At 37.7% G+C, this 24,255-nt stretch carries 23 protein-coding genes; 9 read left to right on the forward strand and 14 right to left on the reverse strand.

The annotated features are described in order from the left end of the window. The first annotated feature begins 55 nt into the window (after positions 1-55). Positions 56-1,528 carry an aminotransferase class I/II-fold pyridoxal phosphate-dependent enzyme gene (locus tag GH754_RS04255; RefSeq protein ID WP_153727487.1) on the forward strand — a complete coding sequence of 491 codons (1,473 nt, stop codon included), beginning with the start codon at positions 56-58 and terminating at the stop codon, positions 1,526-1,528. Positions 1,529-1,573: 45 nt separating this feature from the next. Here the strand turns inward: GH754_RS04255 and GH754_RS04260 are convergent, their stop codons facing one another. Continuing rightward, entirely contained in the window at positions 1,574-1,735 is a 162-nt protein-coding gene (locus GH754_RS04260; protein ID WP_153727488.1) for a hypothetical protein, read from the reverse strand. A gap of 513 nt (positions 1,736-2,248) precedes the next feature. Then, positions 2,249-2,359, reverse strand: a complete 111-nt coding sequence (locus tag GH754_RS04265; RefSeq protein ID WP_153727489.1) for a GapA-binding peptide SR1P — start codon at positions 2,357-2,359, stop codon at positions 2,249-2,251. Positions 2,360-2,587: 228 nt separating this feature from the next. Here GH754_RS04265 and GH754_RS04270 point away from each other — a divergent pair, with 228 nt between their 5' ends. Further along, entirely contained in the window at positions 2,588-2,962 is a 375-nt protein-coding gene (locus GH754_RS04270; protein WP_194841276.1) for a DUF1885 family protein, read from the forward strand. Positions 2,963-2,998: 36 nt separating this feature from the next. Here the strand turns inward: GH754_RS04270 and GH754_RS04275 are convergent, their stop codons facing one another. Beyond that, on the reverse strand, positions 2,999-3,886 hold the full coding sequence (locus GH754_RS04275) for a polysaccharide deacetylase family protein (protein WP_228550118.1): 888 nt from the start codon (positions 3,884-3,886) through the stop codon (positions 2,999-3,001). Positions 3,887-4,039: 153 nt separating this feature from the next. Between GH754_RS04275 and GH754_RS04280 the strand changes: the two genes are divergently transcribed. Together GH754_RS04280 and GH754_RS04285 are read left to right on the forward strand one after the other, a co-directional pair. Then, positions 4,040-5,101, forward strand: coding sequence for an FUSC family protein (locus tag GH754_RS04280; protein ID WP_323741848.1), 1,062 nt, complete (start codon positions 4,040-4,042; stop codon positions 5,099-5,101). 15 nt (positions 5,102-5,116) lie between these two features. Continuing rightward, positions 5,117-6,670 (forward strand): glycine betaine uptake BCCT transporter, encoded by a 1,554-nt coding sequence (locus tag GH754_RS04285; protein WP_153727491.1) that lies wholly within the window; start codon positions 5,117-5,119, stop codon positions 6,668-6,670. A 399-nt stretch (positions 6,671-7,069) separates the two neighbouring features. Here the strand turns inward: GH754_RS04285 and lpdA are convergent, their stop codons facing one another. The 5 genes from lpdA to GH754_RS04310 all read right to left on the reverse strand — a co-directional run bounded on the left by lpdA (position 7,070) and on the right by GH754_RS04310 (position 12,938). After that, complete coding sequence (gene lpdA / locus GH754_RS04290; protein WP_153727492.1) at positions 7,070-8,479, reverse strand: dihydrolipoyl dehydrogenase; 1,410 nt, start codon at positions 8,477-8,479, stop codon at positions 7,070-7,072. A 3-nt stretch (positions 8,480-8,482) separates the two neighbouring features. Beyond that, complete coding sequence (locus GH754_RS04295) at positions 8,483-9,748, reverse strand: dihydrolipoamide acetyltransferase family protein (RefSeq protein WP_323741849.1); 1,266 nt, start codon at positions 9,746-9,748, stop codon at positions 8,483-8,485. A 79-nt stretch (positions 9,749-9,827) separates the two neighbouring features. Continuing rightward, complete coding sequence (locus tag GH754_RS04300; protein WP_153727493.1) at positions 9,828-10,805, reverse strand: alpha-ketoacid dehydrogenase subunit beta; 978 nt, start codon at positions 10,803-10,805, stop codon at positions 9,828-9,830. A gap of 3 nt (positions 10,806-10,808) precedes the next feature. Continuing rightward, on the reverse strand, positions 10,809-11,891 hold the full coding sequence (gene pdhA, locus GH754_RS04305; protein WP_153727494.1) for a pyruvate dehydrogenase (acetyl-transferring) E1 component subunit alpha: 1,083 nt from the start codon (positions 11,889-11,891) through the stop codon (positions 10,809-10,811). A gap of 384 nt (positions 11,892-12,275) precedes the next feature. Beyond that, positions 12,276-12,938: a YkyA family protein gene (locus GH754_RS04310; protein WP_228550119.1), complete on the reverse strand. Its 663-nt coding sequence runs from the start codon at positions 12,936-12,938 to the stop codon at positions 12,276-12,278. Positions 12,939-13,146: 208 nt separating this feature from the next. On the opposite strand from GH754_RS04310, the gene def reads away from it, so the two are divergent. From def to rnjA, 3 genes are all read left to right on the forward strand, one after another. Next, complete coding sequence (gene def, locus GH754_RS04315; RefSeq protein WP_153727495.1) at positions 13,147-13,704, forward strand: peptide deformylase; 558 nt, start codon at positions 13,147-13,149, stop codon at positions 13,702-13,704. Between the two features lie 451 nt (positions 13,705-14,155). Next, a complete protein-coding gene (locus tag GH754_RS04320) occupies positions 14,156-14,365 on the forward strand; it encodes a DNA-dependent RNA polymerase subunit epsilon (protein WP_153727496.1) in 210 nt (69 codons plus the stop codon). Between the two features lie 2 nt (positions 14,366-14,367). Next, a complete protein-coding gene (gene rnjA / locus GH754_RS04325; RefSeq protein ID WP_153727497.1) occupies positions 14,368-16,035 on the forward strand; it encodes a ribonuclease J1 in 1,668 nt (555 codons plus the stop codon). A gap of 51 nt (positions 16,036-16,086) precedes the next feature. Here the strand turns inward: rnjA and GH754_RS04330 are convergent, their stop codons facing one another. Then, on the reverse strand, positions 16,087-16,758 hold the full coding sequence (locus GH754_RS04330) for a potassium channel family protein (RefSeq protein ID WP_153727498.1): 672 nt from the start codon (positions 16,756-16,758) through the stop codon (positions 16,087-16,089). A gap of 206 nt (positions 16,759-16,964) precedes the next feature. On the opposite strand from GH754_RS04330, the gene GH754_RS04335 reads away from it, so the two are divergent. Then, positions 16,965-17,447, forward strand: a complete 483-nt coding sequence (locus GH754_RS04335; RefSeq protein ID WP_153727499.1) for a divergent PAP2 family protein — start codon at positions 16,965-16,967, stop codon at positions 17,445-17,447. Between the two features lie 45 nt (positions 17,448-17,492). On the opposite strand, the gene GH754_RS04340 is transcribed toward GH754_RS04335, so the two are convergent. From GH754_RS04340 to GH754_RS04360, 5 genes are all read right to left on the reverse strand, one after another. After that, positions 17,493-19,322: an ABC transporter ATP-binding protein gene (locus GH754_RS04340; protein WP_153727500.1), complete on the reverse strand. Its 1,830-nt coding sequence runs from the start codon at positions 19,320-19,322 to the stop codon at positions 17,493-17,495. Between the two features lie 10 nt (positions 19,323-19,332). After that, entirely contained in the window at positions 19,333-21,087 is a 1,755-nt protein-coding gene (locus GH754_RS04345) for an ABC transporter ATP-binding protein (protein WP_153727501.1), read from the reverse strand. A gap of 199 nt (positions 21,088-21,286) precedes the next feature. After that, positions 21,287-21,907, reverse strand: coding sequence for a spore coat protein (locus GH754_RS04350; protein WP_153727502.1), 621 nt, complete (start codon positions 21,905-21,907; stop codon positions 21,287-21,289). 151 nt (positions 21,908-22,058) lie between these two features. After that, a complete protein-coding gene (locus tag GH754_RS04355; RefSeq protein WP_153727503.1) occupies positions 22,059-22,505 on the reverse strand; it encodes a TlpA family protein disulfide reductase in 447 nt (148 codons plus the stop codon). A gap of 75 nt (positions 22,506-22,580) precedes the next feature. Next, positions 22,581-23,129, reverse strand: coding sequence for a peroxiredoxin (locus GH754_RS04360; RefSeq protein ID WP_153727504.1), 549 nt, complete (start codon positions 23,127-23,129; stop codon positions 22,581-22,583). 279 nt (positions 23,130-23,408) lie between these two features. Between GH754_RS04360 and GH754_RS04365 the strand changes: the two genes are divergently transcribed. Further along, entirely contained in the window at positions 23,409-24,194 is a 786-nt protein-coding gene (locus GH754_RS04365; RefSeq protein ID WP_153727505.1) for a mechanosensitive ion channel family protein, read from the forward strand. Positions 24,195-24,255 lie beyond the last annotated feature (61 nt).

Consider the following 24,255-nt stretch of genomic DNA (forward strand, 5'->3'; position numbering starts at 1 on the left):
AAGGATACTATATTAGGAGTAAAACCTTGTACGATTGAAAGGTGTGTAATGGAACATGAATCAAAATAAAACCCCTTTATTTACCGGCTTACAAAATCACTTAAAACAAAATCCCATCCAATTCCACATTCCTGGTCACAAAAAAGGCTCAGGAATGGATACAGAATTTCGGGACTTTATAGGAAGAAATGCTTTATCCTTGGATTTAATAAATATTGAACCTCTCGATGACCTGCATCATCCACAAGGAATAATTAAGGAAGCACAGGAGCTTGCCGCAGATGCTTTTGGTGCGGATAATACGCTTTTCTCTGTTCAGGGAACAAGTGGAGCGATTATGACAATGATCATGGCTGTCTGTCATCCTGGGGATAAAATTATTATTCCAAGAAACGTTCACAAGTCCGTTACATCGGCCATTATTTTTTCAGGAGCTACTCCCGTTTTTATTCATCCTGTATTAGATGCCGAGCTCGGTATTTCACACGGAATTACTCCTAATTCTGTTGAAAGAGCATTAAAGGCACACCCTGATGCGAAAGCCGTACTCGTAATCAATCCTACTTATTTTGGTATTGCAGCTGATTTAAAAAAGATTGTCGACATTGCACATGACTATAATGTACCTGTATTAGTCGATGAAGCTCATGGTGTCCATATCCATTTTCATAAGCGACTTCCTCTTTCTGCTATGCAAGCAGGTGCTGATATGGCTGCAACGAGTGTTCATAAGCTAGGAGGTTCCATGACTCAGAGCTCCGTCTTAAATATTAGAGGCAGTCTTGTTTCCTATGAGCGGGTTCAAGCGATTTTTTCCATGCTTACAACTACCTCCACCTCCTACCTGCTACTCTCCTCCTTAGATGTAGCTCGTAAAAATTTGGTTATGAATGGAGAGAAATTAAACGAACACGCCTTACGATTAGCTGACTATGCGCGGGACAAAATCAATGAAATAGAATTATTATATTGTGTTGGCGAGGAAATCCTTGGTTCTGAAGCGACTTACGATTATGATCCAAGTAAATTGATTATATCCGTTAAACGATTGGGTATTACGGGGCATGATGTGGAGATTTGGCTTCGGAAAAACTATAATATTGAGGTTGAATTATCTGATTTATATAATATCCTTTGTATTGTTACACACGGTGATACGAATCATGAAATTAATGTTCTAATAGAGGCTTTACAGGAGCTTTCCAAAACCTTTAGTCCTTCTGCCAAGAAAAAAGCAAAGGTTGAAGTTGAGGTGCCAGATATTCCACTTTTGGCATTATCCCCTAGAGAAGCCTTTTATTCACCGACAGAAGTCGTTCCCCTACAAGATTCGGCAGGTCGTATTAGTGCAGAATTTGTGATGATCTACCCACCTGGGATTCCTATATTTATGCCAGGAGAAATCATATCAAAGGAAAATATAGAATACATCCACCAGAACATGAAAGCAGGACTTCCAGTACAGGGGCCACACGATGAAACATTAGAGAACATAAGGGTTATTCGTGAATATGTGGCCATAAAATAATAAGGCTGTTTTCGTAAACTTAACTTTGTTGCTTTTTTATACTTCTCAGTAGATTGAAAATGAGACGTAGTGCGACTTTTTAGTATTGCTTGATTCGTTCTGAATAATATTGAGTGCATGCAAACCGTTCCGGCAGAATACTTCGCTTTCCATGGGCGCGGCCTCAGCCTCCTCGGAAGCCCAGACCGCTTCCTGCGGGGTCTTCACCACGCTTCCTCCCATAGGAGTTTCCGTATTCTGCCTCCACTGTTAAAGTGCTCTGATGTATGCATAGTTAAAAAGCTTTTGATTAACAATAGTTCACTACAAAATAAACGAATGAGCCATTGTTTATAGCGGAGGAAATACACGGAGACTCCTGGTCGGTTAAAAACGGCCACGTCCAGTGGCAGAGCACCGACACTTGAACGTCCTGTTCTTCGTGGGATCAAAGAGACAGGTGAGACCCCGCAAGCGCAGCGAGGAGGCTCACCGCTCGCCGGCGGCAAAGAAGACACTATGAAAACGACCAAAGGGAGTTTGAAAAGATGTCGCATTTGTGCCCTTGGAGTGAAAGCGAAGTGTATTTCCGTAGCGACGGTTTTGCACTCATCAATTTGATATTTGGAAACAAGTCATGCTAAAAGTTACGTCGCAGTTTTTATCTTTTTAGTCAAAACATCAAACTCTAAGAAAATAGCAAATAATAAAAATGCTGCCCCAAATGAGGCAGCATTTTTATTATTTTTTGTTTTGTTCACAGTCGCAGCCTTTTCCGTACAATGTGGTCACCTTTTCATCCTCAAAATGTTCAATTACACGTTGACAATCTTGACAAACAATTGTGCCCATCACAAGACCAGCTCCTTATTTTATTAAAACGTTTTCATTTCGTATCTACATTTTATTATGTCATAATTAATTTTTCAACCCTAAATAGTATAACACTTTTATTTTTTATCCGGTAATTTTTACCTACTAATCATTTTGCTGTAAAAAGTTTTTGTACTTACCTAAACTTTCTGTAATCTTTTAGTCTTTCATGATATGATATAGGAAAAGATGGCAAGGAGTGGTAACTTGAGTAGTAGTACTTATATTTATGTTAATCCAAAACAAACCATTACACTTGCGGATGTAAAAGAGTATTTACTTTACTACCAAGACATTACGGCCAAAACAGGAGATCAGCTGAATTGGGATTACTCGAGTCATGCATTTCCCTACACTATTCAGGAAAAAGAAACAGATGAAGGGAATTATTTATTGTTATACGGTCAGCTCGACCGTTATAATGCCCTTTTAATCGGAGTTCATGAAGAGGACGGTTACATACAAATTACTTTGCCAGATACCGCAAAACACGGGGATAAAAGTAAAGCTAACGAACTAGCCAAATTTCTAGCAAAAAAAACTAAGGGGAAAATAAAATTATTTAATGGGCGAATGATGTAAGTAATGGCCATCTAAGATATCTTAGATGGCCTTCCTTTATGGTGTTTGAATTAAATTTGGATCTACCATTTCGTATCCCTTATCACGTAGACCTGTTACAATGTCAGCTAAGGCAGCAGCTGTCCATTCTCTATCGTGCATTAGCAGATTGGCCCCGTCCGATAGTAATTCCGTATTAATCATAATATCTCTGATAGAATCCTCTGTCATATAATCAGCCTTAAAATCATACCCATATGACCAATTCATTAAAGTCATACCTTCTTCTTTTACTAAAGTTTTCACATAGTCCGTATTGACTCCATGTGGAGCGCGGAAAAATTTCGGCCTTTCCCCGATAACTTTTTCAATTAAATCGTTTAGTTCTACAACTTCTTTTCGTTGTTCTTCTTCTGATACCTCATCTAGTTTTGTGTGATTATAAGTATGATTTCCAATTGCAAACCCCATATCTGCGATTTCCTTCAATCGCGCTTGTTCTTCTTCCGTATCAATAAAATGACCATTTACAAAGAAAATAGCTGGGGCATTTAACTCCTTTAAGGTTTTTGCCATATCAACAGCATATTCCTCCGGAGCATCATCAATGGTTAACAATACAACTTTCTCATTTGCCTTTTCATCAATAGGCTTAATACTCCAAACGTCTGAAACCTCATACATAGGCTTTACGTTTTTATCCTCTGGTTCTTGCTCTTCTGGCTTAGCTTCCTCTTCAGTGGATTCTGATGGGGTCTCTTCATTACCCTCTTCTTGTTGCTCTTTACCTGACTCCTGATTTTCAGTTTCTTGTTGTTCTTCCTCTTCAACCTCGTTAGTTTCAGGATTTTCATTACCATCCTGCATACCCTCTTCCTCATTTTTTCCACATGCAGCGGTAAAGAATAGTAATAGTAGCATCATAAATATCAACGCTTTTTTCAATTTTGCTCCCCCCATTAGGTGTATTTTATCTTTATTATACTAGATATTATGAAAGCTGAACGATTTTTTATAAGAAGTATAAAGTTAAAATTGTTAACGAGTATGGTATATTGGTTAATATGTTGATGTACAGAAACAAAAGGACGTGTCATTGTGTTATCTAAAGTTAAAACGTATTTACCCTTAGGTGGCAGAACCTTTAAAACAGGAATTTCTGTTTTTATTACAACCTTAATATGTCAATATTTTCATTTCCCGGCTATATTTGCAGTCATGACAGCAATTGTGACTGTAGAACATACAGCTGCAGACTCTATTAAAAAGGCAATGGTCCGTTTTCCTGCATCCGCCATTGGAGCTTTCCTATCGGTTTCGTTTTATTCTGTGTTTGGAAAAAGCGCAATCACATATGCGCTAGCAGCCATGCTTACAATTGCCTTATGCCACAAGCTAAAGCTAGATGAGGGCATTGTAGTTGCTACACTAACAGCTATTGCTATGATACCTGACTTTCATGGTAATTCATTCGATTCTTTCATTGTGAGGTTAGCCACTACTACTATTGGAATTGTAGTATCGACTTTAGTCAATTTCTTTTTACTCCCTCCGAATTATACGAAATATATAGATAGCAATATGGAAAATTTATTTGAACGATCAGCGAAATTATGTACATATGTTAACGATTATCTAATAGAAGCCAAGTTCAATCAGCAACAAAAATTCAAGCTTTTGTATAGGGAAATCTTACGTGAAATCAATCAGACCTCCAATTTTATTCAATTTCAGCGTGAAGAGTGGAAGTATCATAAGTTCTCCAAAGAAAATCTTCGTAGGCTGCATTACTGTGAAAAAAAATTAACGTATTTGAAACAGGTCATAGACCATATGGGGAATTTGCAATTTATCCGCTTAAAGCGCAATGCGTTTTCCGAGGCTGAGAAACAATTGATAAGAAGTATTTTTTTGTCATTTGCGGGCATATTAAAAACGCCACATCATGAGATTCCAATAGAACATTATCAGTGGATTGAAAAGCTAGATGATGAGTTTTGGCATTGGAAAGAGGAACATGTTATGAATAAAGAACAACACTTACCACCACAAACCATTGTCTTGTATGAACTGCTATTTTTACACAGAGTTATTGAAGAGCTACACCACATTACACATATTGAGTTGTCAAATGAAGATACTATAACCAAACAGCTTTAGAAGGAGTTATTCATCATGCGTAAACAGGTATCAAAGGTTTTTTACATTAGCTTGGTTGTATCCATTTTATTTGTCATCTGGGGGGTTTTACCCGATGATGTGGCTCAAAACTGGAATTTAGAGAATGTTACATCTAAAATCCAAGGCTTTTTGGTACAAAAATTTGGCTGGTTCTATTTACTATCTGCTACAGCCTTTCTGATCTTTGCGATTTTCTTAGTTGCGTCAAAATACGGAAATATTGTGTTAGGTAAAGATACTGATAAGCCTGAATACTCGTATATGTCATGGTTTGCGATGTTATTTAGTGCAGGTATGGGAATTGGTTTAGTGTTTTGGGGAGCTGCGGAACCAATTTCTCATTTTCATAACCCACCGGAACCTGGACTACAAGATGGTGCAGCCGCAAGAATTGCTTTACGTTATAGTTTTTTCCATTGGGGCTTGCATCCATGGGCCGTTTATTCAGTACTGGCTCTTGCACTTGCTTACTTTCAATTTAGAAAGGACTCCCCTGGACTTGTAAGTAGCATACTAGAGCCTATATTCGGTGACAAAATGAATGGTGGATGGGGTACACTAGTTAACTTTATCGCCGTATTTGCCACTATTTTCGGTGTGGCAACTTCTCTCGGATTAGGTGCACAGCAAATTAGTGGAGGTATAGGGTTTTTATTTGAGGACATTACAAAAGGATTTTCACTGCAATTAATTATCATTATTGTCGTGACAGTACTCTTTTTAATATCCGCTATGTCAGGATTAGATCGAGGAATAAAGATGTTAAGTAACACTAACATTGTTCTTGCGATTTTGCTCATGTTTTTTGTCTTATTTGCAGGCCCATCTAATTTCATTATGGATTTGTTTACAACAACGCTCGGAAGTTATTTGCAAAACCTTCCTTCCATGAGCTTTCGAATGACACCATTTGATGAAAATAGTACCTGGGTGCAAGATTGGACTATTTTTTACTGGGCATGGTGGATTGCATGGGCTCCATTCGTTGGAACATTTATTGCACGTGTATCAAGAGGTAGAACAGTACGTGAATTTGTTTTAGGTGTTTTATTAGTCCCTACCATTTTTGGTGCACTTTGGTTTTCCGTTTTTGGTGGTTCCGCAATTTCTTTAGAGTTTCACCAAGGACTCGATATAATGTCTATCATTTCTGATCAAGGAAATGAGGTCGCTTTGTTTACAGTATTAAGCGAATATCCAATTAGCATAATTACATCTACATTGGCGATTTTGCTTATAAGTACCTTTTTTATTACATCAGCAGACTCAGCAACCTTTGTATTAGGAATGCAAACAACTAACGGTAATCTAGATCCTTCGAAAAAGGTGAAATTTACTTGGGGAATCGTCCAATCAGCTGCAGCTGCCGTCTTATTATGGCAGGGTGGACTAGGGGCTTTACAAACAGCTTCCATCATCGCAGCTTTCCCATTCACGTTTATACTATTGTTGATTATTTACTCACTCATCAAAGAGTTTAAAGAAGAGGCCAAAATTTATCCGTTACAAAGAAGGAAACGCGGCCCCCAACCACAGCAAACAAAATAATCTAAACCCCATGCGACATGATTTCGCATGGGGTTTATTTATGTCTTAAAAAATAATGTATTAAATAAATGTTGTCCCCCATATAACACAATAAAAGTAATACTAATAATCAAAATTCGGTTCATGTACTTTAGACTAAAAAACTTACCAATATAAAATGCTATGACAAAGAACCATAGAAAAAATATAATATTTACAATCGAATGGTCCTTTGATAAATGTGTGGTTAGTATGTAAAGGCTCCAAAGAACCACAATAATTTGTATATATGTCCAACCCTTCATATCTATCAGTCCCAATTTGGATCTTTTTATCATATATATGATAAAAACTTGAAATTATTGATAACTCAAAGCAAAAAAGGTGATCACAAAATGTGATCACCTTTAGTAATTAAACTTATTTTGCAACATGGATTGGCATACCAAGTGCAACCTCAGCAGCCTCCATTGAAATCTCACCTAATGTTGGGTGAGCGTGAATGGTTAATGCTAAGTCTTCAGCAGTCATTCCTGCTTCAATAGCAAGACCTAATTCTGCAATAACATCACTTGCATTAGCCCCTGCTACCTGAGCACCGATCACTAATCCGTCCTCCTTACGTGTAACAAGCTTAACAAATCCATCTGTGTCATTTAGAGATAAAGCACGTCCATTTGCTGCATAAGGGAATTTCGCCGCTTTCACGTCATAGCCAGCATCTTTAGCTGCTTTTTCATCATACCCAACACTTGCAAGTTCTGGATCTGTGAATGCAACAGCTGGAATTCCGATATAATCAACCTCAGCCTTTTCACCACTGATTGCTTCTGCAGCAACCTTTCCTTCATAGGAAGCTTTATGAGCAAGTGGTGGTCCCTCCACAATGTCCCCGATTGCATAAATGTTGGATACACTGGTACGGCATTGCTTATCAATGTTAATTAAGCCTTTATCAGAAACTTCAATTCCGACCTGTTCTAAGCCTAGCTCATCTGTGTTTGGACGGCGTCCTACTGTAACTAATACGTAGTCTGCTTCAACCTTTTCTTCTTTTCCTTTTACTTCATAAGTAACCGTTACTCCGTCTTTTGTCTCTTCAACACCTTGTGCCATTGCGTTCGTTACGACATTAACACCTTTTTTCTTAAGACGACGTTTTACGATTGATGTCATGGATTTTTCGAATCCACCAATAATGTCACCAGTACCTTCAAGAATAGTTACTTCAGTACCGAAGTTAGCATAAGCTGTTCCAAGTTCTGATCCAATGTAACCTCCGCCGATGACGACTAGTTTTTTCGGAATCTCAGGTAAATTTAGAGCACCTGTAGAATCTAATACCCGATCAGAATAAGGGAAAGGCTTTAGCTCAATTGGACGAGAACCAGTTGCAATAATTGCATTATTGAACTTATAAGTTTGAGAGTTCTTTTCATCCATAATTTTGACAGTGTTTTGATCTACAAAATATGCTTCACCTTTTACGATGTCAACTTTATTCGCCTTAAGTAAACCTTCTACACCGCCTGTAAGTTTGTTTACAACTCCTTCTTTCCACTTCTGAACTTTTGAGAAATCAACCTTTACATTCTCAGCTGTGATTCCCATATCATCAGAATGTTGAGCGTGATCATAGCGGTGAGCTGCAGATATTAATGCTTTAGATGGAATACAACCAACGTTCAAACAAACTCCGCCAAGATTACCTTTGTCTACAATCGTTACCTTTTGGCCCATTTGTGCTGCGCGAATCGCTGCCACATAACCCCCAGGGCCAGCTCCAACTACGAGTGTGTCTACTTCTACTGGAAAATCTCCTACTACCATAAATTACGCCTCCATCATGATTAATTGTGGATCATTCAACAAGCGTTTAATATGATTTAACGCTAGTTGAGCAGTTGCACCGTCAATCATACGGTGGTCAAAGCTTAGTGAAAGTGCAAGTACAGGTGCAACAACAACCTCACCATCACGAACAACTGGCTTTTCAGCTATACGACCAATACCTAAAATGGCTACCTCAGGGTGGTTAATTACAGGAGTAAACCACTGACCACCAGCAGAACCAATATTGGTAATGGTACAAGATGCACCTTTCATTTCATCTGCAGATAATTTACCATCACGAGCTTTAACCGCCAATTCATTAATTTCCTTGGAAGTTTCAAAGATGGATTTACGATCAGCATCTTTGACAACTGGTACAAGAAGTCCCTTATCTGTATCAGCTGCAATTCCAATGTTGTAATAATGCTTATGGATAATTTCCTCTGTTTCATCATCAAAAGATGTATTTAGAACAGGGAATTTCTTAAGTGCAGAAACTAGTGCTCTCACTACATATGGAAGATATGTTAGCTTAATATCTTGATCTAATGCAGCTTGCTTGAATTTCTTACGATGTGCAACTAGTTCTGTTACGTCAATCTCATCCATAAGTGTAACATGTGGTGCAGTCTGTTTCGATTTTACCATAGCTTTTGCAATTGCACGACGAATTCCACTTATTTTTTCTCTTGTTTCAGGATATTGTCCCTCAACTGCAACTTGTTGAGCAGCAGCTGGTGCTTCTGTAGTATCCGCTTCTTTAGTTGGTGCAGCTTCTGCTTGGTCACCTGATAGGTAACGGTCAACATCTTCTTTTAATACGCGATTATTTTTTCCTGACCCGCTTACTGCTTTAATGTTGACACCTTTATCACGAGCATATTTACGAACAGATGGCATCGCAATAACGCGTTTACCGTCATCTTCAACCTGTTCTGGCTCTTCTTGTGTTTTAGGAGATTCTTCCTTCGCCTCTTCTTTAGGCTCTTCTGCTTTTGTTTCTTCTTCTGTAGTTTCAGACTCATAACCTTCTGCATCAAAAGTAATCAATGTGTCTCCAACTGTAGCAACAGTTCCCTCACCTACCTTCACATCAATAACTGTACCTTCAACAGGGGATGGAATTTCAACTACAGATTTATCGTTTTGTACCTCACATAGTACATCATCTTCTTTAACTTCATCGCCAGCTTTGACGAACCACTTTACTATTTCACCTTCATGTATGCCTTCACCGATGTCTGGTAATTTAAATTCAAAGGCCACGAATGTTCCCTCCTATTCATTTTAGGAAAATTTAAATTCTCGTATAAACGAGAGCCTTCGTTGTAAACATATATTTCTATTAGAAGTTGATAACCTGCTTCGCTTTTTCTACAATATCTTCATGGTTTGGTAACCATACTTCTTCAGCTGCAGTAAACGGATAAACTGTATCAGGAGCTGTAACTCTTAAAACAGGAGCTTCAAGATGTAAAATACCACGCTCTTGAATTTCTGATACTACGTTTGCAGCAACTCCCGCTTGACGTTGGGCCTCTTGTACTACTACAACACGATTTGTTTTCTTAACAGATTCCATAATCGTATCATAATCAATAGGGCTAACTGTTCTTAAATCAATAACCTCAGCACTCACGCCTTCTTTTTCTAGCTCATCAGCAGCTTTTAATGCTGAGTGAACCATGGCGCCATAACTTACTAATGTAATATCAGAGCCTTCACGCTTCACATCGGCTGTGCCAAGATCAATCGTATATTCTTCCTCAGGCACCTCACCACGGAAAGAACGATAAAGTTTCATATGTTCTAAGTAAATAACTGGATCGTTATCACGAATTGCAGATATCAATAGTCCTTTCGCATCGTAAGGAGTTGATGGGATTACAACCTTTAAACCAGGTTGCTGTGCCACTAACCCTTCTAGGCTGTCCGCATGTAATTCTGGTGTATGAACACCGCCACCAAATGGAGAGCGAATTGTGATTGGCGCATTTTTCGTACCTCCACTACGATAACGCATACGAGCAGCTTGACCACTAATGGCATCCATTGCCTCATATACAAAGCCAAAGAATTGGATTTCAGGCACAGGACGGAAACCTTGAGTGGACAAACCAACAGCTAGACCAATAATACCAGATTCTGCTAGCGGAGTATCAAATACACGGTCTTCGCCATATTCTTTTTGTAAGCCTTCAGTTGCACGGAACACACCGCCGTTTTGGCCAACGTCTTCACCGAATACTAATACGTTCTCATCATTTTTCAGTTCTATACGCATAGCATCAGTTATCGCTTGAATCATCGTCATTTGTGCCATGATTTACTTCGACTCCTTCTCTTTATATTCTTCCATTTGTTCCTGTAAGTTAGATGGAAGTTCTTCGTACATGAGAGACATTAGGTCAGTAACCTTTTGCTTTTCAACGCCATCCGCTTTCTTGATAGCCGCCTTTACTTCCTCTTTTGCCTCATCAATGGTCTTGTTTTCTTCTTCCTCTGACCATAGACCTTTGTTCTCTAAGTATTTACGGAAACGAATCAATGGATCTTTCTTTTCCCATTCGTCATCTAACTCTTCTGTACGATAACGAGTTGGATCGTCCCCTGCCATTGTATGTGGACCATAACGGTACGTAACAGTTTCAATTAGGGAAGGACCTTCACCGTTAATCGCACGTTCTCTCGCCTCACGAACTGCTTTATAAACAGCTAAAACGTCCATTCCATCAACACGAACACCAGGAATTCCTGCTGCTACAGCCTTTTGAGCAACAGTGCTTGCTGCAGATTGCTTTTCTACCGGTACAGAAATCGCAAAATGGTTGTTTTGAACAACAAATACGGCGTTAGCTTTGTATGCACCGGCAAAGTTGATTCCTTCATAAAAGTCACCCTGTGATGCACCACCATCACCTGTATACGTTAAAGCAATTGCTTTCTCGCCACGCTTTTTGAAGCCTAGTGCTACACCAGCTGCTTGGACGTATTGTGCACCAATAATAATTTGTGGACTTAGTGCATTAACACCCTCAGGCATTTGATTTCCGTGATAATGTCCACGAGAGAATAAGAACGCTTGATATAGTGGAAGACCATGCCAGATAAGCTGAGGTACATCACGATATGCTGGTAATAGGAAATCTTCTTTTTCCATCGCAAAATGACTACCAAGCTGTGATGCCTCTTGACCAGCTGTAGGTGCATAGAAACCTAGACGTCCTTGGCGATTCAATGCAATTGAACGCTGATCTAAAACTCGCGTATAAACCATACGACGCATAAGCTCTTTCAAGTCGTCATCAGATAGTTCAGGCATTTCTTTTTCGTTAACAATTTCGCCTTCTTCATTTAAAATCTGAATCATTTCAAATTGATTCTCGATGTTCTCAAGTGTATTTTTCAACTTGATTCACCTATCCTTTCCTAATAAAATCATCTCCACCAATATGTTTCCCAAAAACAGCCAAGAAGTACACTGAATTTCGTTTTTTACTCCTTTTCTAATGAGAATTCATAACCGTGAATCTGTTACATTAAATTATGCTAATTTGATTAGTACAATTTATTTTACGTTTTGTAGTTTAGCCTAAAAAACCTACATCGTCAAACATTTAACATTTTCTATCCAAAACAATAATGTAAGCGCTTTTCCTGTTTTATAACACCGCAAAATTCGACAAAGCCTGTACTACCATAAATAGAGTTCTGTACTAGTTATCTATCCTTCCTGTTACATTTGAAAGGATTTAAAAAACCTTATCCCTAAATTTTGGGATAAGGTTTAAAATTATTCTTCTTCAAATTTAACATCCATCTCTGCTAATTCATAAAAATCTTGCTTCAATTGATTATACTTTTCTGTAGCCTGATTGAATTTTTCGTTTACACTAAATATTTCTTCATAGCTTTTATTAATCTTATCAATTTGTTTTTCTAAAGATTCCTTTTCAAGCTCTTCATCTTTTAGCATATTATATAACTCTTCGTCTAAATCCAGAGCTTTAGAATATGCACTATGTAATTGACCATAGGCTTCGTAGCGTTGATTCATCGCCTCTTCCATTTCTTCAGCTTTTGTTTTGAGTTCTTCTGTTTCTAGCTCTTCCTTTAGAGGGGCAATTTTATCAAACTCTTCTTTCGCCGAATCAATACTTTCTTTCTCGGCTTTTAAGATACTTCTTCTCTCATTTAAAAGTTCAATTGCCTGATCAGATAGTTCCTTAATTTTTTCCATTTCACTTTTGCCTAAATCAATGATTTGGTCATAAAGCTCTTTTTCTTGATTTTCTAAAGAAGTCATTGGCTCTTGCTGTTTCTCAAAATTTTGCTCTAGCTCGACTGCTTTCTCTAAATGATTGTACATTTTTTCAGAAGCAGAAGGATTTTCTTGACACGCGGTCATTAAGAACATTACGAAAATCAATGCTGTGATCCCGTATATCTTTCGCAATTTTCCTTCCTCCTTATCGCTTACTAACGTAATATAAAGTATAACACATTTATCTTTCTATCATATATGTTTTATATAAAGCAAAAATGATGGTTAATTCTGAATTCCTTCTTTCAGTTTATCCTTAAAATACCATCCGACTCGACTTATAAATACTGATGGTATAAAATAAATTTTATGAAATTTGATGTATAGAGGAGTGCTTAAGATGATTACAATGGATGATATCGTGCGCGAAGGCCATCCAGCTTTAAGAGAAGTTGCTGAAGAAGTTCCACTTCCTCCAACTGCTGAGGATAAAGAAACACTACAAGAGATGCTGCAATTTCTTAAAAATAGTCAAAATGAAGAAGTAGCAAATAAATATAAATTACGAGCTGGTGTAGGTTTGGCTGCACCCCAATTAGGACTAAATAAACGAATGATAGCCATTCACTTTTATGATTTTAATGAACGGTTATATAGTTATGGATTATTCAATCCTAAAATCGTCAGTCACTCAGTTGAAGGAACGTACCTATCAACTGGTGAGGGGTGCTTAAGTGTTGATCGTGAAGTCCCAGGTATTGTACCACGTCATGCTCGAATTACATTGAAGGCCGTAGATTTAGATGGGAATGAAATCAAATTACGCCTTAAAGGTTATGCAGCCATTGTGTTTCAGCATGAAATTGATCACTTAAACGGAATTATGTTTTACGACCATATTAATCAAGACGACCCATTCAAAGCTCCAGATAATGCAACACCAGCAGATCAAGCTTAATGAAAACGAAATTTTTTGGACCAGATGATTAGCTCTGGTCCTTTATTCTATATAAAAACAAATCCAAGTTTTTCTAATAAATTATCTTTGTAAATATTGGTTATGATAAGGATATGACTACTCGAAAAATAAAATTTATGAATAACTTTAAGGGTTATCTATTTCATTATTATGAAAACCATATTATACTAAAAGTACTTGGGAAGGGTCGGCGAACAAAATATATTACGTTTTTTCTTAGCTTTTTCAATATGAAGAAAGGAGATATGCCATAATGCTTAAGCGTTTACGGGAAAAGCTAAAAAAGCGTTGGAAAAATCTTTTGGGTCGTAAAAATTTAGCATAGTATTTCCTCCGTCAGAAATTAACCAGGACTATGTCGATACAAACATCAGGATATATTACCAATGGAACAAAGGATATGAATTTAATCTAGTAAGGAGAGATCTACATGATTTACAAAGTACTTTATCAAGAGAATCCGGAGGAAGTTCCTATAAGAGAACGGACCCAAGCTTTGTATGTTGAAGCTGAAAGCGAACAAATGATTCGCAGAAAATTATCCGATCGTAATATTAATATTGAGCATATCGTACTGCTTAACGAAAACCATCTAGAATACGAAAAACGCCAAGAAAATTTTGAAGTGGAGAAACTATAACGATGAAGTTTGTAAAAAATGATCAAGCAGCTGTTTTTGCACTAGGTGGTCTAGGGGAGATTGGAAAGAATACGTACGGCATTCAATTCCAAGACGAAATTGTCCTTATAGATGCTGGAATTAAGTTTCCAGAGGACGAACTTTTAGGAATTGATTACGTAATTCCAGACTACTCTTACCTAGTTCAAAACGTAGATAAAATCAAAGGATTATTCATCACTCATGGTCACGAAGACCATATTGGTGGAATCCCCTATTTATTACGAGAAATTAACATCCCTATTTATGGTGGAAAATTAGCGATCGGTTTAATCAAGAGTAAGTTAGAAGAACATGGGTTATTGCGTAATGCAGAACTCCATACCATTCAAGAAGACGATATTATTAAATTCCGAAAGACGGCAGTATCCTTTTTCCGAACAACTCACAGTATTCCTGATTCCTATGGTATCGTAGTAAAAACACCTCCTGGTAATATCGTTCACACAGGTGATTACAAGTTTGATTTTACACCTGTAGGAGAACCAGCCAATATAACTAAAATGGCTGAGATAGGTAGAGACGGAGTATTATGCTTGTTGTCTGATAGTACGAACAGTGAGGTTCCTGGTTTCACTTTATCTGAACGTGTTGTTGGCCAAAGTATCCACGACATCTTTAATAATGTAGATGGAAGAATTATTTTCGCTACTTTCGCTTCGAATATCCATCGTCTACAGCAGGCTGTAGAGGCAGCAGTTAAAAACAATCGTAAAATCGCTGTTTTTGGCCGTAGTATGGAGAAAAATATTGAAGTAGGTAAAAAACTCGGATACATTCAGGCACCAGAAGATACTTTTATTGAGGCGTCTCAAATCAACCGTCTCCCAAGCAATGAAGTGGCAATACTATGCACAGGATCACAAGGAGAACCAATGGCAGCCCTTTCCCGTATCGCCAATGGTTCACATCGTCAAATTCAAATTCAACCTGGAGATACGGTTGTATTTTCTTCATCACCTATTCCAGGTAACACCATTAGTGTAAGTCGAATTATTAACATGCTGTACCGTGCAGGTGCAGATGTCATTCACGGCTCTCTAAATGACATTCATACATCTGGTCACGGTAGCCAAGAAGAGCAAAAGCTCATGCTTAGGTTAATGCAGCCTAAATATTTCATGCCCATTCATGGTGAATATCGCATGTTAGTAGAGCATACAAAACTAGCTAGTGATTGTGGCATTGACTATAAGGATAGCTTTGTCTTAGATAACGGAGATGTTCTTGCGTTAGGAAAAGACACTGCCTCCTTTGCAGGAAAAATTCCTTCAGGGTCTATCTATGTTGATGGTAGCGGTATAGGAGACATCGGAAATATTGTTCTTCGAGACCGACGAATCCTATCTGAGGAAGGACTTGTCATAGTTGTTGTGAGTATCAACATGAAGGAATTCAAAATTTCAGCAGGTCCAGATATTATTTCTCGCGGTTTTGTCTATATGCGTGAGTCAGAGGATTTAATCAAAGAGGCACAAAAACTTGTTTCTAAGCATTTAGAAAAAGTAATGGAAAGACGCACAAGTCAATGGTCAGAAATAAAAAATGAAATTACCGATACCATTGCTCCATTCCTTTATGATAAGACAAAACGTAAGCCAATGATTCTTCCGATTATCATGGAAGTATAATGAAAAAGAGATGTTCACCCTTTAAAAAGGTGAACATCTCTTTTTTTCCTCTTAATCATCATCCACAACCAAATTTTTCTCAAATCTAGAAATATCTTTATCGGCTCCTATCACAATTAGAACATCATCATGGTGGATTTCTTCAGTTGCCATGGGAGAGACTATGACTTCCCTTCCTCTTTTAATCGCCACAATGTTACACCCATATCTTGCACGTATATCTAGGTCAATAAGGGTTTTGCCCCCCATTTTTACGCCTGCCTTCACTTCCACTACACTATGCTCATCTGAAAGCTCGAGGTAATCAAGTACATTACTAGAGATGATGTGATGGGCTATACGTTTCCCCATATCCCGTTCAGGGTGGACAACATAATCAGCCCCAATTTTTATTAACACTTTCTCATGGTAATCATTTTGTGCCTTAACTGTGATTTTCTTTATGCCTAGCTCTTTTAGAATGATTGTTGTCAGGATACTGGATTGAATGTTATCCCCAATTGCAACAATAACATGATCAATATTCCGAATACCTAATTCTTTTAATACTTTCTCGTCGGTCGTATCTGCAATAACAGCATGCGAGGCTATATCTTTAAAGTCATCAACCCTGTCCGGATCCATATCTATTGCGAGTACTTGCATTCCTTCCTTACTCAATTCCTGACAGATACTGCCTCCGAAACGCCCAAGTCCTATTACTGCATATTCTTTCTTTTTCATAACAAGCTCTCCTATCTAAACTCACTTGTACTGCTATCAGTCTAACATATGCACTTTATAGGAGAAAGGTATATTTTTGTTATTGTGATGCTTGAATGTTTTTGCTCACTCCTTTAAAATTAATTCACTGTTGCCCGTAAAAAACCTGATAAGTATAAATTCAAACCAATTAACAAACGATACAAAAAGGAAACGGGGGAAGGTATATGATTATTTCATATCCTATTTTTTCAGCATTAATGGCCACAATTTTAGCACAGGTCATAAAAATACCTTTAAATTACATAAAAACGAACAAATGGAACTTTAAATTAGTATTCAGCACTGGGGGGATGCCAAGCTCTCATACCGCTACTGTCGTCGCCCTCACAACTGCGATTGGCATATTGGAAGGTATCCACTCCAATGACTTTGCCATTAGCTTTATCCTGACTGTAGTGGTGATGCATGATGCTACTGGTGTGAGACGACAGGCCGGTGAGCATGCGGAGCTTTTAAATCAATTGGTTCAGGATTTTAATGGTCTTCTCGAAATTCTTAAGCACCCGAATACAAAAAACTATGAAACGAAAGAAAAACTAAAGGAGTTACTTGGACATAAGCCTTTGGAAGTGTTTTTTGGAGCATTATTTGGCATTATGGTTGCGGTGTTTTTATTCAGTTTATATCCATTTCCTGAGGATTTTTAAAAGCAAAACCTCTCCACTAGATAGTGGAGAGGTTTTTTTACGTTATTAGGAAGCACCAAGCATCTGAAATTGTGCTTTAACTAAATCATAGTACTCACCTTGATGCTTCATTAATACATCATGGCTACCTTGTTCAATTATGCGACCATTCTCTAATACAATGATGTGATCAGCCTCACGAATGGTTGATAAGCGGTGAGCGATAATGATCGAAGTTCGTCCTTTCAGAAGCCTGTTTAGGGCGCTTTGTATTTTTTGCTCTGTTTCCGTATCAATACTTGCCGTTGCTTCATCTAAAATAATAATTCTTGGGTTTGCCAATAAGGCACGCGCAAAGGATAGTAGCTGACGTTCTCCAACTGATAAAATGTTACCTCGCTCTTCTACCTCGGTTTCATAGCCATCAGCTAAGCGTAAAATAAAATCATGGGCTCCAACTACTTTAGACGCTTCAATGACTTCCTCATCTGTGGCGTCGGGACGACCAAAACGGATATTTTCCATTATGGTTCCGGAGAAAATAAACGTATCCTGAAGCACGACACTTATATTTTGACGTAGACTATCCAGTGTGACATCACGTAAATTGTGACCGTCTACCTTCACAGCCCCCTCTGTTGGGTCATAAAAGCGACTGATTAAGTTTGCGATGGTTGATTTACCTGAGCCAGTATGACCCACAAGCGCTACGGTTTGACCAGCCTTCATTTCAAGCGAAATTTGATGCAATGCAATACGGTCTTCATCATATGAAAACTTCACCTGATCAAACTCAATATGTCCTTTAATATCCTTTAGCTCTGTTGCATCCTCACGTTCTTTTACATTTGGTTGTTCATCTAAAAATTCAAAGATTCTCTCAGAGGAAGACATCGCCATCAACAGTTGGTTATAGGCCTGACCAAGTCTAGAAATTGGATCCCAAAACATACCTAAGTAGAAGGCAAAGGATACAAAAATACCAGTTGTCATGTTTGGATCAGTTAAGATTAAATGAGAACCGTACCAGATTAAGATAGCTGTTCCAATAGCATTACTCATTTCAACGAACGGGCGGAACATCGCACTTTTCTTTGTAGCAATTCGCCATCTTTCAAAGTTATCCCGATTAACACCACCGAAAAACTCTGTGTTTTCTTTTTCCTGTGAAAAGGATTGTGTAACCCTGATTCCTTGAATACTTTCATTTAAATGTGAATTCAAGCGAGACTGCTGAATTCTAACCTGTTGCCAAGAACGACGAATATTTTTTCTAAGCTTCGTCGATATGAAAAACATAATTGGCAATATAATCATAACAGCCAAGGCAAGCTTAGGACTTAGAATAAACATTATGACCAATATACCTGTTAAGGTGACAATGTCCATTAATAGGTTAATGATCCCGTTTGTGAATAGTTCCTGTAGTGAATTGACATCATTTAATATCCGAACCAATATGGAGCCTGCTGACTTGGAATCAAAAAAGCGATGGGATAATCGCTGTACATGAGAAAATAAACTGTCTCTCAAATCATAAATGACATTTTGGCCTAATTGATTCACCCAACGAATTCGCAGCATGTTAGCTATATAATTAAACAAATACAATAATCCAATAAAGATGACTAGCTGAACCAATAAACCAGTGTCTCGATTGGCTAAAGCGTGGTCTATGGTTAGCCGACCAATAATGATTGGAACAACAAGACGCACAGCCGTTGAAATCAGCATAGCGATCATAGCAGCTGGCAATAATGTTTTCGCATAAGGCTTCATAAACTTCATCAAACGGACCATCTGTTGCCAGTTAAACGGCTTATCAACAGCTGTATCTATTGTGTAATGAAATCTTTTTAAATGTTTACTTTCTGTTTGTTTATTCTTCTTACCCATTATATCCCCCCTATCCATGTTGATGCTCTAAAATCACATCTTTATCCTGATATTGAATATCATAAATTCGTTGATACGTTCCTTCATTCTTCAATAGGTCTTCATGAACGCCTCGTTCCACAACCTCCCCATCCTCAAGCACCAATATTTCATCTGCATGCTTTAAGGAGGAAATACGGTGTGCAATAATAAACGTAGTGCGGCCCTTCATGACTTCTTTTAATGCCTTTTGAATTTTAAATTCTGTTTCCATATCTACTGCTGATGTGGCATCATCAAGAATTAATATACTAGGATTTATTAGAATCGCCCGAGCTATGGCAATACGCTGTTTTTGTCCACCTGAGAGACCCATTCCTCGTTCCCCAAGCATGGTATCATATCCATTAGGCATCTCCATAATAAAGTCATGGGCTTGAGCGCGTTTGGCTGCATCAATGACCTCATCCATAGACGCATCTGGGTTTCCATATCGGATGTTTTCCTTAATCGTTGTGGAGAATAAAAAAGCCTCCTGTAGTACAAACCCGATATTTTTACGAATACTCTTTAAAGAATAATCTTGAACAGGCTTCCCATCAATTAACACTTCCCCTTGTTCTGGCTCATAGAATCGGGTAATCAGCTGTGTAATACTTGTTTTACCAGACCCCGTTGAACCGATTAACCCCAACACTTTTCCAGGAGGTGCATCGAAGGAAATATTTTTTAAGGCTTCATCATCGTCTTCAACATAGGTTAACGTAACGTCTTTAAATGTTACATGACCATTTATGCGTAGTTTTTCTTCCGCATTAGGTTGCTCCTTAATATCCTCTTCCTGTTCCAAAATCTCCAATAAACGCTCTCCAGAGGCTTTTGCCTGTGAGAATTGGTTAATGACAAACCCAAAATCGGTTAAAGGCCAGACGATATACCAAACCAAGCTAAAAAAGGCTACTAATTCACCTGGCTGCAGTTCCCCACCGATTACTAAATAACCACCAAAGGAAAGTAGTAGAACAACACTTACATTTCCAATGAATTCCATTAAAGGGAAAAACTTTGACCATACGTTTGCCGTATGTAAGTAATGCTCTCGGTAATTCCCATTCGAATCAGAAAAACGACCAATTTCAAAATCTTCACGAGATAAAGACTTTACCGTATGAATACCACTTACATTTTCCTGTACTCTTGTATTTAAGCGCCCTAATGATTTCCGAATCCCTCTAAATGCAGGGTGTACCTTTTTATCAAAACGATATGTGACAACAGCTAAGAATGGCATGGAGGCCATCGTAACGAGCGCTAAAGGTACAGAATAATAGAACATAACCACTAAGCTAATCAATATTAGTAAAGTTATGCGAATGACGGCAGCAAACCCGAACGAAAGAAAGAAACGAAACCCTTCGACATCGGAAGTCAAACGGGACATTAAGTCTCCTGTCTTCGCATTATCGTAATATTTAAAGGATAGCTTCTGCAATTTTTTATACAATGCATGTCGCAAAACGTATACAGATTGAATACCAAATAATTCCCCTAAGTATTGATGAAAATAAGTTGAAATCCCTTTCACAGCCATAATGGCTATAAAACCAAAGGCTAAAATGGGAATGAGATTGTATCTCCCCCCTAACACCACTTCATCAATTGTTATTTGAAGGACCATTGGATAAACAACAGTTATCCCTGTTACAAACAATAAAAAAAACAAGGATATAAATAAGAATTTCTTGTAAGGCCAATAAAACTGTTTAAGCTTTCGAAAAGTATCCAAAGCTCCCCCTCCTTTTTTCATAAATTTGTCACGTATATATTAATATAACGATTTTCGAAATAAATTTCTAGCCTTTTTATTTAATTTTCTTAAAAATTTTTAATCACAAAATTTTATTACATTTATTAATCTCTGTCATTTTATTCTAAGCCAAAAAGAAAATGCCCCCATTTATGGAGGCATCTTCTTTTTGGTAATTTTATTGCATTTGTGTTCCTTGTACTGGGGCAAAGCCATTTAAAATTTGTTGCATATCCTGTTGCTGTAACTGTGGTACCTGGTAATAACCATTTTTGTTTTGATATAAGAAAATCTCATAAGCCATTTCAATAAAGTTTGGTATGCTATCCGCTAATACTCTGCGCACAACTGGGTTTGTTGCTTCAAGAGATGCAGTGGTTAAGGCTGTTGAATTTGCTTTTAACAGCCCCATCATAAAGCTTGAATAGCATTGATCATTAATTTCATTAACGGATTGTTTCGGTTTTTTCGGCTGAGATGGAGTTAACCCATAAGTGACATTGTTATCTTGATTCATTTGATACGTGGAAGTTGGCTTTGATGGTTTTTGACCAGTCGAAAAAGCTTCAACCATCACGTTGTATTGATCACTTATGAACTGCTTTTGATGGTCAAGTATATTGAGTAACTCCTGATCTTGGATATTTTGGCGGTAAATCATATATTGCTCTTGCAGTCCAATGATTCCACCTAATACCTCATGAAGATCCATAACTTCATGTCCACCGTGGTTAAAACCTTGTCCCATTGCAGCAGGATTTTGATTCATGTTGTTTGGATTCATTTGTTGATTATCCATTCCCTTCACCCCTTTTTAAGGATTCAAACATAGTATATGGTTGAAAATCCTTTTCACACATTGAAATAAATACTAAAAGAGTTAACTAAAAAACCATAAATAAAAGCCAAGCATCCCACAAATGGCAGATGCTTGGCTTCTTCTTTAATCATTATTTTTTCTGGCCTAATACACGGTTCACTCGTTTTTCGAGCATCTTCATTCCGCCTCCACCAGCTTGGAAATGGCGAAGTTGGCCTGTTTCATCAAATACATAATAAGCTGGCACATATTGATTATCAAATGCGTCAGTAAGTTCATGCTGATTATCCACAAAAATTGGCTGTGTAATGCCGTGTTCATCAGCAACCTCTTTAATTTGATCAAGATCTAGGTCTTTTTCAGAGCGTGGCATATGAACAGCCATTACATTCAACTCATCCTGATATTGATCGCGAAAAGCATTAACCTTTGGCATTGCCTCTTTACATAAATGACAGCTTACTGACCAAAAATGAATTAATGTTGGTTTGTTGCCGATTAAATCATCTCTAGTGAACTTGCCATTAAACCACTCTGTTGCGCCATTAAGTTCTGGCATTTGCTCTCTTAATTTCATGTTTTTGTCCTCCCTCTAAACGTAAAATGAAAAGGTCTAACACTGATATGTTAGACCCCCTAAAAAATGAACCAATTAAACCTTTAAAGTATCTTGGCCTGGTTTCCAGTTAGCTGGGCATAAGCCACCAGTTTGTAGGGCTTGCAATACGCGAAGAGTTTCATCAACATCACGGCCAATATTGTTATGGAACACTGTTTGATATTGAAGCTCTCCTTCAGGATTAATGATGTATAATCCACGTAGTGCTACACCTTCTTCTTCAATTAATACACCATATTCACGAGAAACTTTATGGTTATGGTCTGCAGCTAATGGATATGTTAAGTCACCAAGACCATTGTCATCACGAGAAGTGTTAATCCAAGCTAAGTGAGTGTGAACTGTATCTGTAGACACTCCAATTACTTCAGCATCTAAGTCTTCAAACTCATCGTAGCGATCAGACATAGCTGTAATTTCAGTAGGACATACAAAAGTAAAGTCCATTGGATAGAAGAAAAGAACTGTCCACTTATCATTCTTCATGTTTTCCTCTAAAGATACTTTGCCAAATTCCTTGTTTGGTAATACAGCCTCCATTTCAAAACGAGGTGCTTGTTTACCTACCATGCGTTCTGTCATATGTAATCCCTCCAAATAAAATGTAGATAGTTATATTGATGTCATTCGACGAACATGACATATTATAACGGATTTCAATTTTAATGGTCAAATAACTAGTCCTATTATCGCCACGAAAGATCAAAAGTAAACAATTAGAATCAAAATCTTCTGTTATTTTGTTAATAATTGATTAAATATGACTTTTTGTGGTATGAAATAGTAAAGGCAATACAAATCAGAAGGGAGAATTTTTATGGATTTTTTGGATATGACTTATACCCTATATTGAAGGATGCCATGTATGTAGGGTTACGTATACTATTAGTCGTTATTGCTTATATGATTATTTCACCAATTGGAAAAAAACTTATCACATCAACGGTTATGAAAATGACCGAAAAGCAAAGGTTAAGTGAAAATAGAGCTAAGACATTAGAAAAACTGTTAATTAACGTTTATTCCTACGCTATCCTATTTGTTTTAATTATCACTCTTCTTAGTATTTTTCACATACCAATCGCCCCTTTATTAGCCGGTGCGGGAGTTGTTGGACTAGCCATTGGTTTTGGTGCTCAAGGACTTGTGAGTGATGTCGTGACGGGATTTTTTATTTTATTAGAACGACAAATTGAAGTTGAAGATTATGTAACAGCAGCCGGTTTATCAGGAATTGTTGAAGAACTAGGGCTACGAACGACCAAAATTAGAGATTTTGATGGCACCTTACATTTCATTCCTAATCGAAATATTTCAAATGTCAGCAACCATTCGAGAGGAAATATGAGAGCGTTAGTGGATATAAGTATTGCCTATGAAGAAAATGTGGCCGAAGCCATTCAATTACTTCAAAAAGTTTGTGATGATTTTGCAGCTAAAGATGACAGAATAAAAGAGGGCCCCGATGTTGTAGGTGTGCAAGGTTTTGGCTCATCCGATGTTGTGTTGCGTATTATTGCTCAAACCGAAAACCTGGAACAATGGGATGTGGAAAGACAATTACGTAAAGAATTAAAGGCCGCACTTGATCAAGCAGGTATTGAGATTCCTTACCCACATCAAGTTAATGTAACAAAAAAACATTAAATGAAATATGTGTGCATATATACACAAGAATTAAGACATTTTGTGTATAATGTTTATAGAG

Source organism: Salinibacillus xinjiangensis (assembly GCF_009649735.1).
In the GTDB taxonomy this organism is placed as follows: Bacteria; Bacillota; Bacilli; order Bacillales; family Alkalibacillaceae; genus Salinibacillus; species Salinibacillus xinjiangensis.

Bases quoted from the DNA above. Each gene is read 5' to 3' on its own strand.
- GH754_RS04255 (WP_153727487.1), top strand. From the start codon at position 56: ATGAATCAAAATAAAACCCCTTTATTTACCGGCTTACAAAATCACTTA.
- GH754_RS04265 (WP_153727489.1), bottom strand. From the start codon at position 2,359: ATGGGCACAATTGTTTGTCAAGATTGTCAACGTGTAATTGAACATTTT.
- GH754_RS04285 (WP_153727491.1), top strand. From the start codon at position 5,117: ATGCGTAAACAGGTATCAAAGGTTTTTTACATTAGCTTGGTTGTATCC.
- lpdA (WP_153727492.1), bottom strand. From the start codon at position 8,479: ATGGTAGTAGGAGATTTTCCAGTAGAAGTAGACACACTCGTAGTTGGA.
- GH754_RS04300 (WP_153727493.1), bottom strand. From the start codon at position 10,805: ATGGCACAAATGACGATGATTCAAGCGATAACTGATGCTATGCGTATA.
- def (WP_153727495.1), top strand. From the start codon at position 13,147: ATGATTACAATGGATGATATCGTGCGCGAAGGCCATCCAGCTTTAAGA.
- GH754_RS04320 (WP_153727496.1), top strand. From the start codon at position 14,156: ATGATTTACAAAGTACTTTATCAAGAGAATCCGGAGGAAGTTCCTATA.
- rnjA (WP_153727497.1), top strand. From the start codon at position 14,368: ATGAAGTTTGTAAAAAATGATCAAGCAGCTGTTTTTGCACTAGGTGGT.
- GH754_RS04330 (WP_153727498.1), bottom strand. From the start codon at position 16,758: ATGAAAAAGAAAGAATATGCAGTAATAGGACTTGGGCGTTTCGGAGGC.
- GH754_RS04335 (WP_153727499.1), top strand. From the start codon at position 16,965: ATGATTATTTCATATCCTATTTTTTCAGCATTAATGGCCACAATTTTA.
- GH754_RS04340 (WP_153727500.1), bottom strand. From the start codon at position 19,322: ATGGGTAAGAAGAATAAACAAACAGAAAGTAAACATTTAAAAAGATTT.
- GH754_RS04350 (WP_153727502.1), bottom strand. From the start codon at position 21,907: ATGGATAATCAACAAATGAATCCAAACAACATGAATCAAAATCCTGCT.
- GH754_RS04355 (WP_153727503.1), bottom strand. From the start codon at position 22,505: ATGAAATTAAGAGAGCAAATGCCAGAACTTAATGGCGCAACAGAGTGG.
- GH754_RS04360 (WP_153727504.1), bottom strand. From the start codon at position 23,129: ATGACAGAACGCATGGTAGGTAAACAAGCACCTCGTTTTGAAATGGAG.
- GH754_RS04365 (WP_153727505.1), top strand. From the start codon at position 23,409: ATGTATGTAGGGTTACGTATACTATTAGTCGTTATTGCTTATATGATT.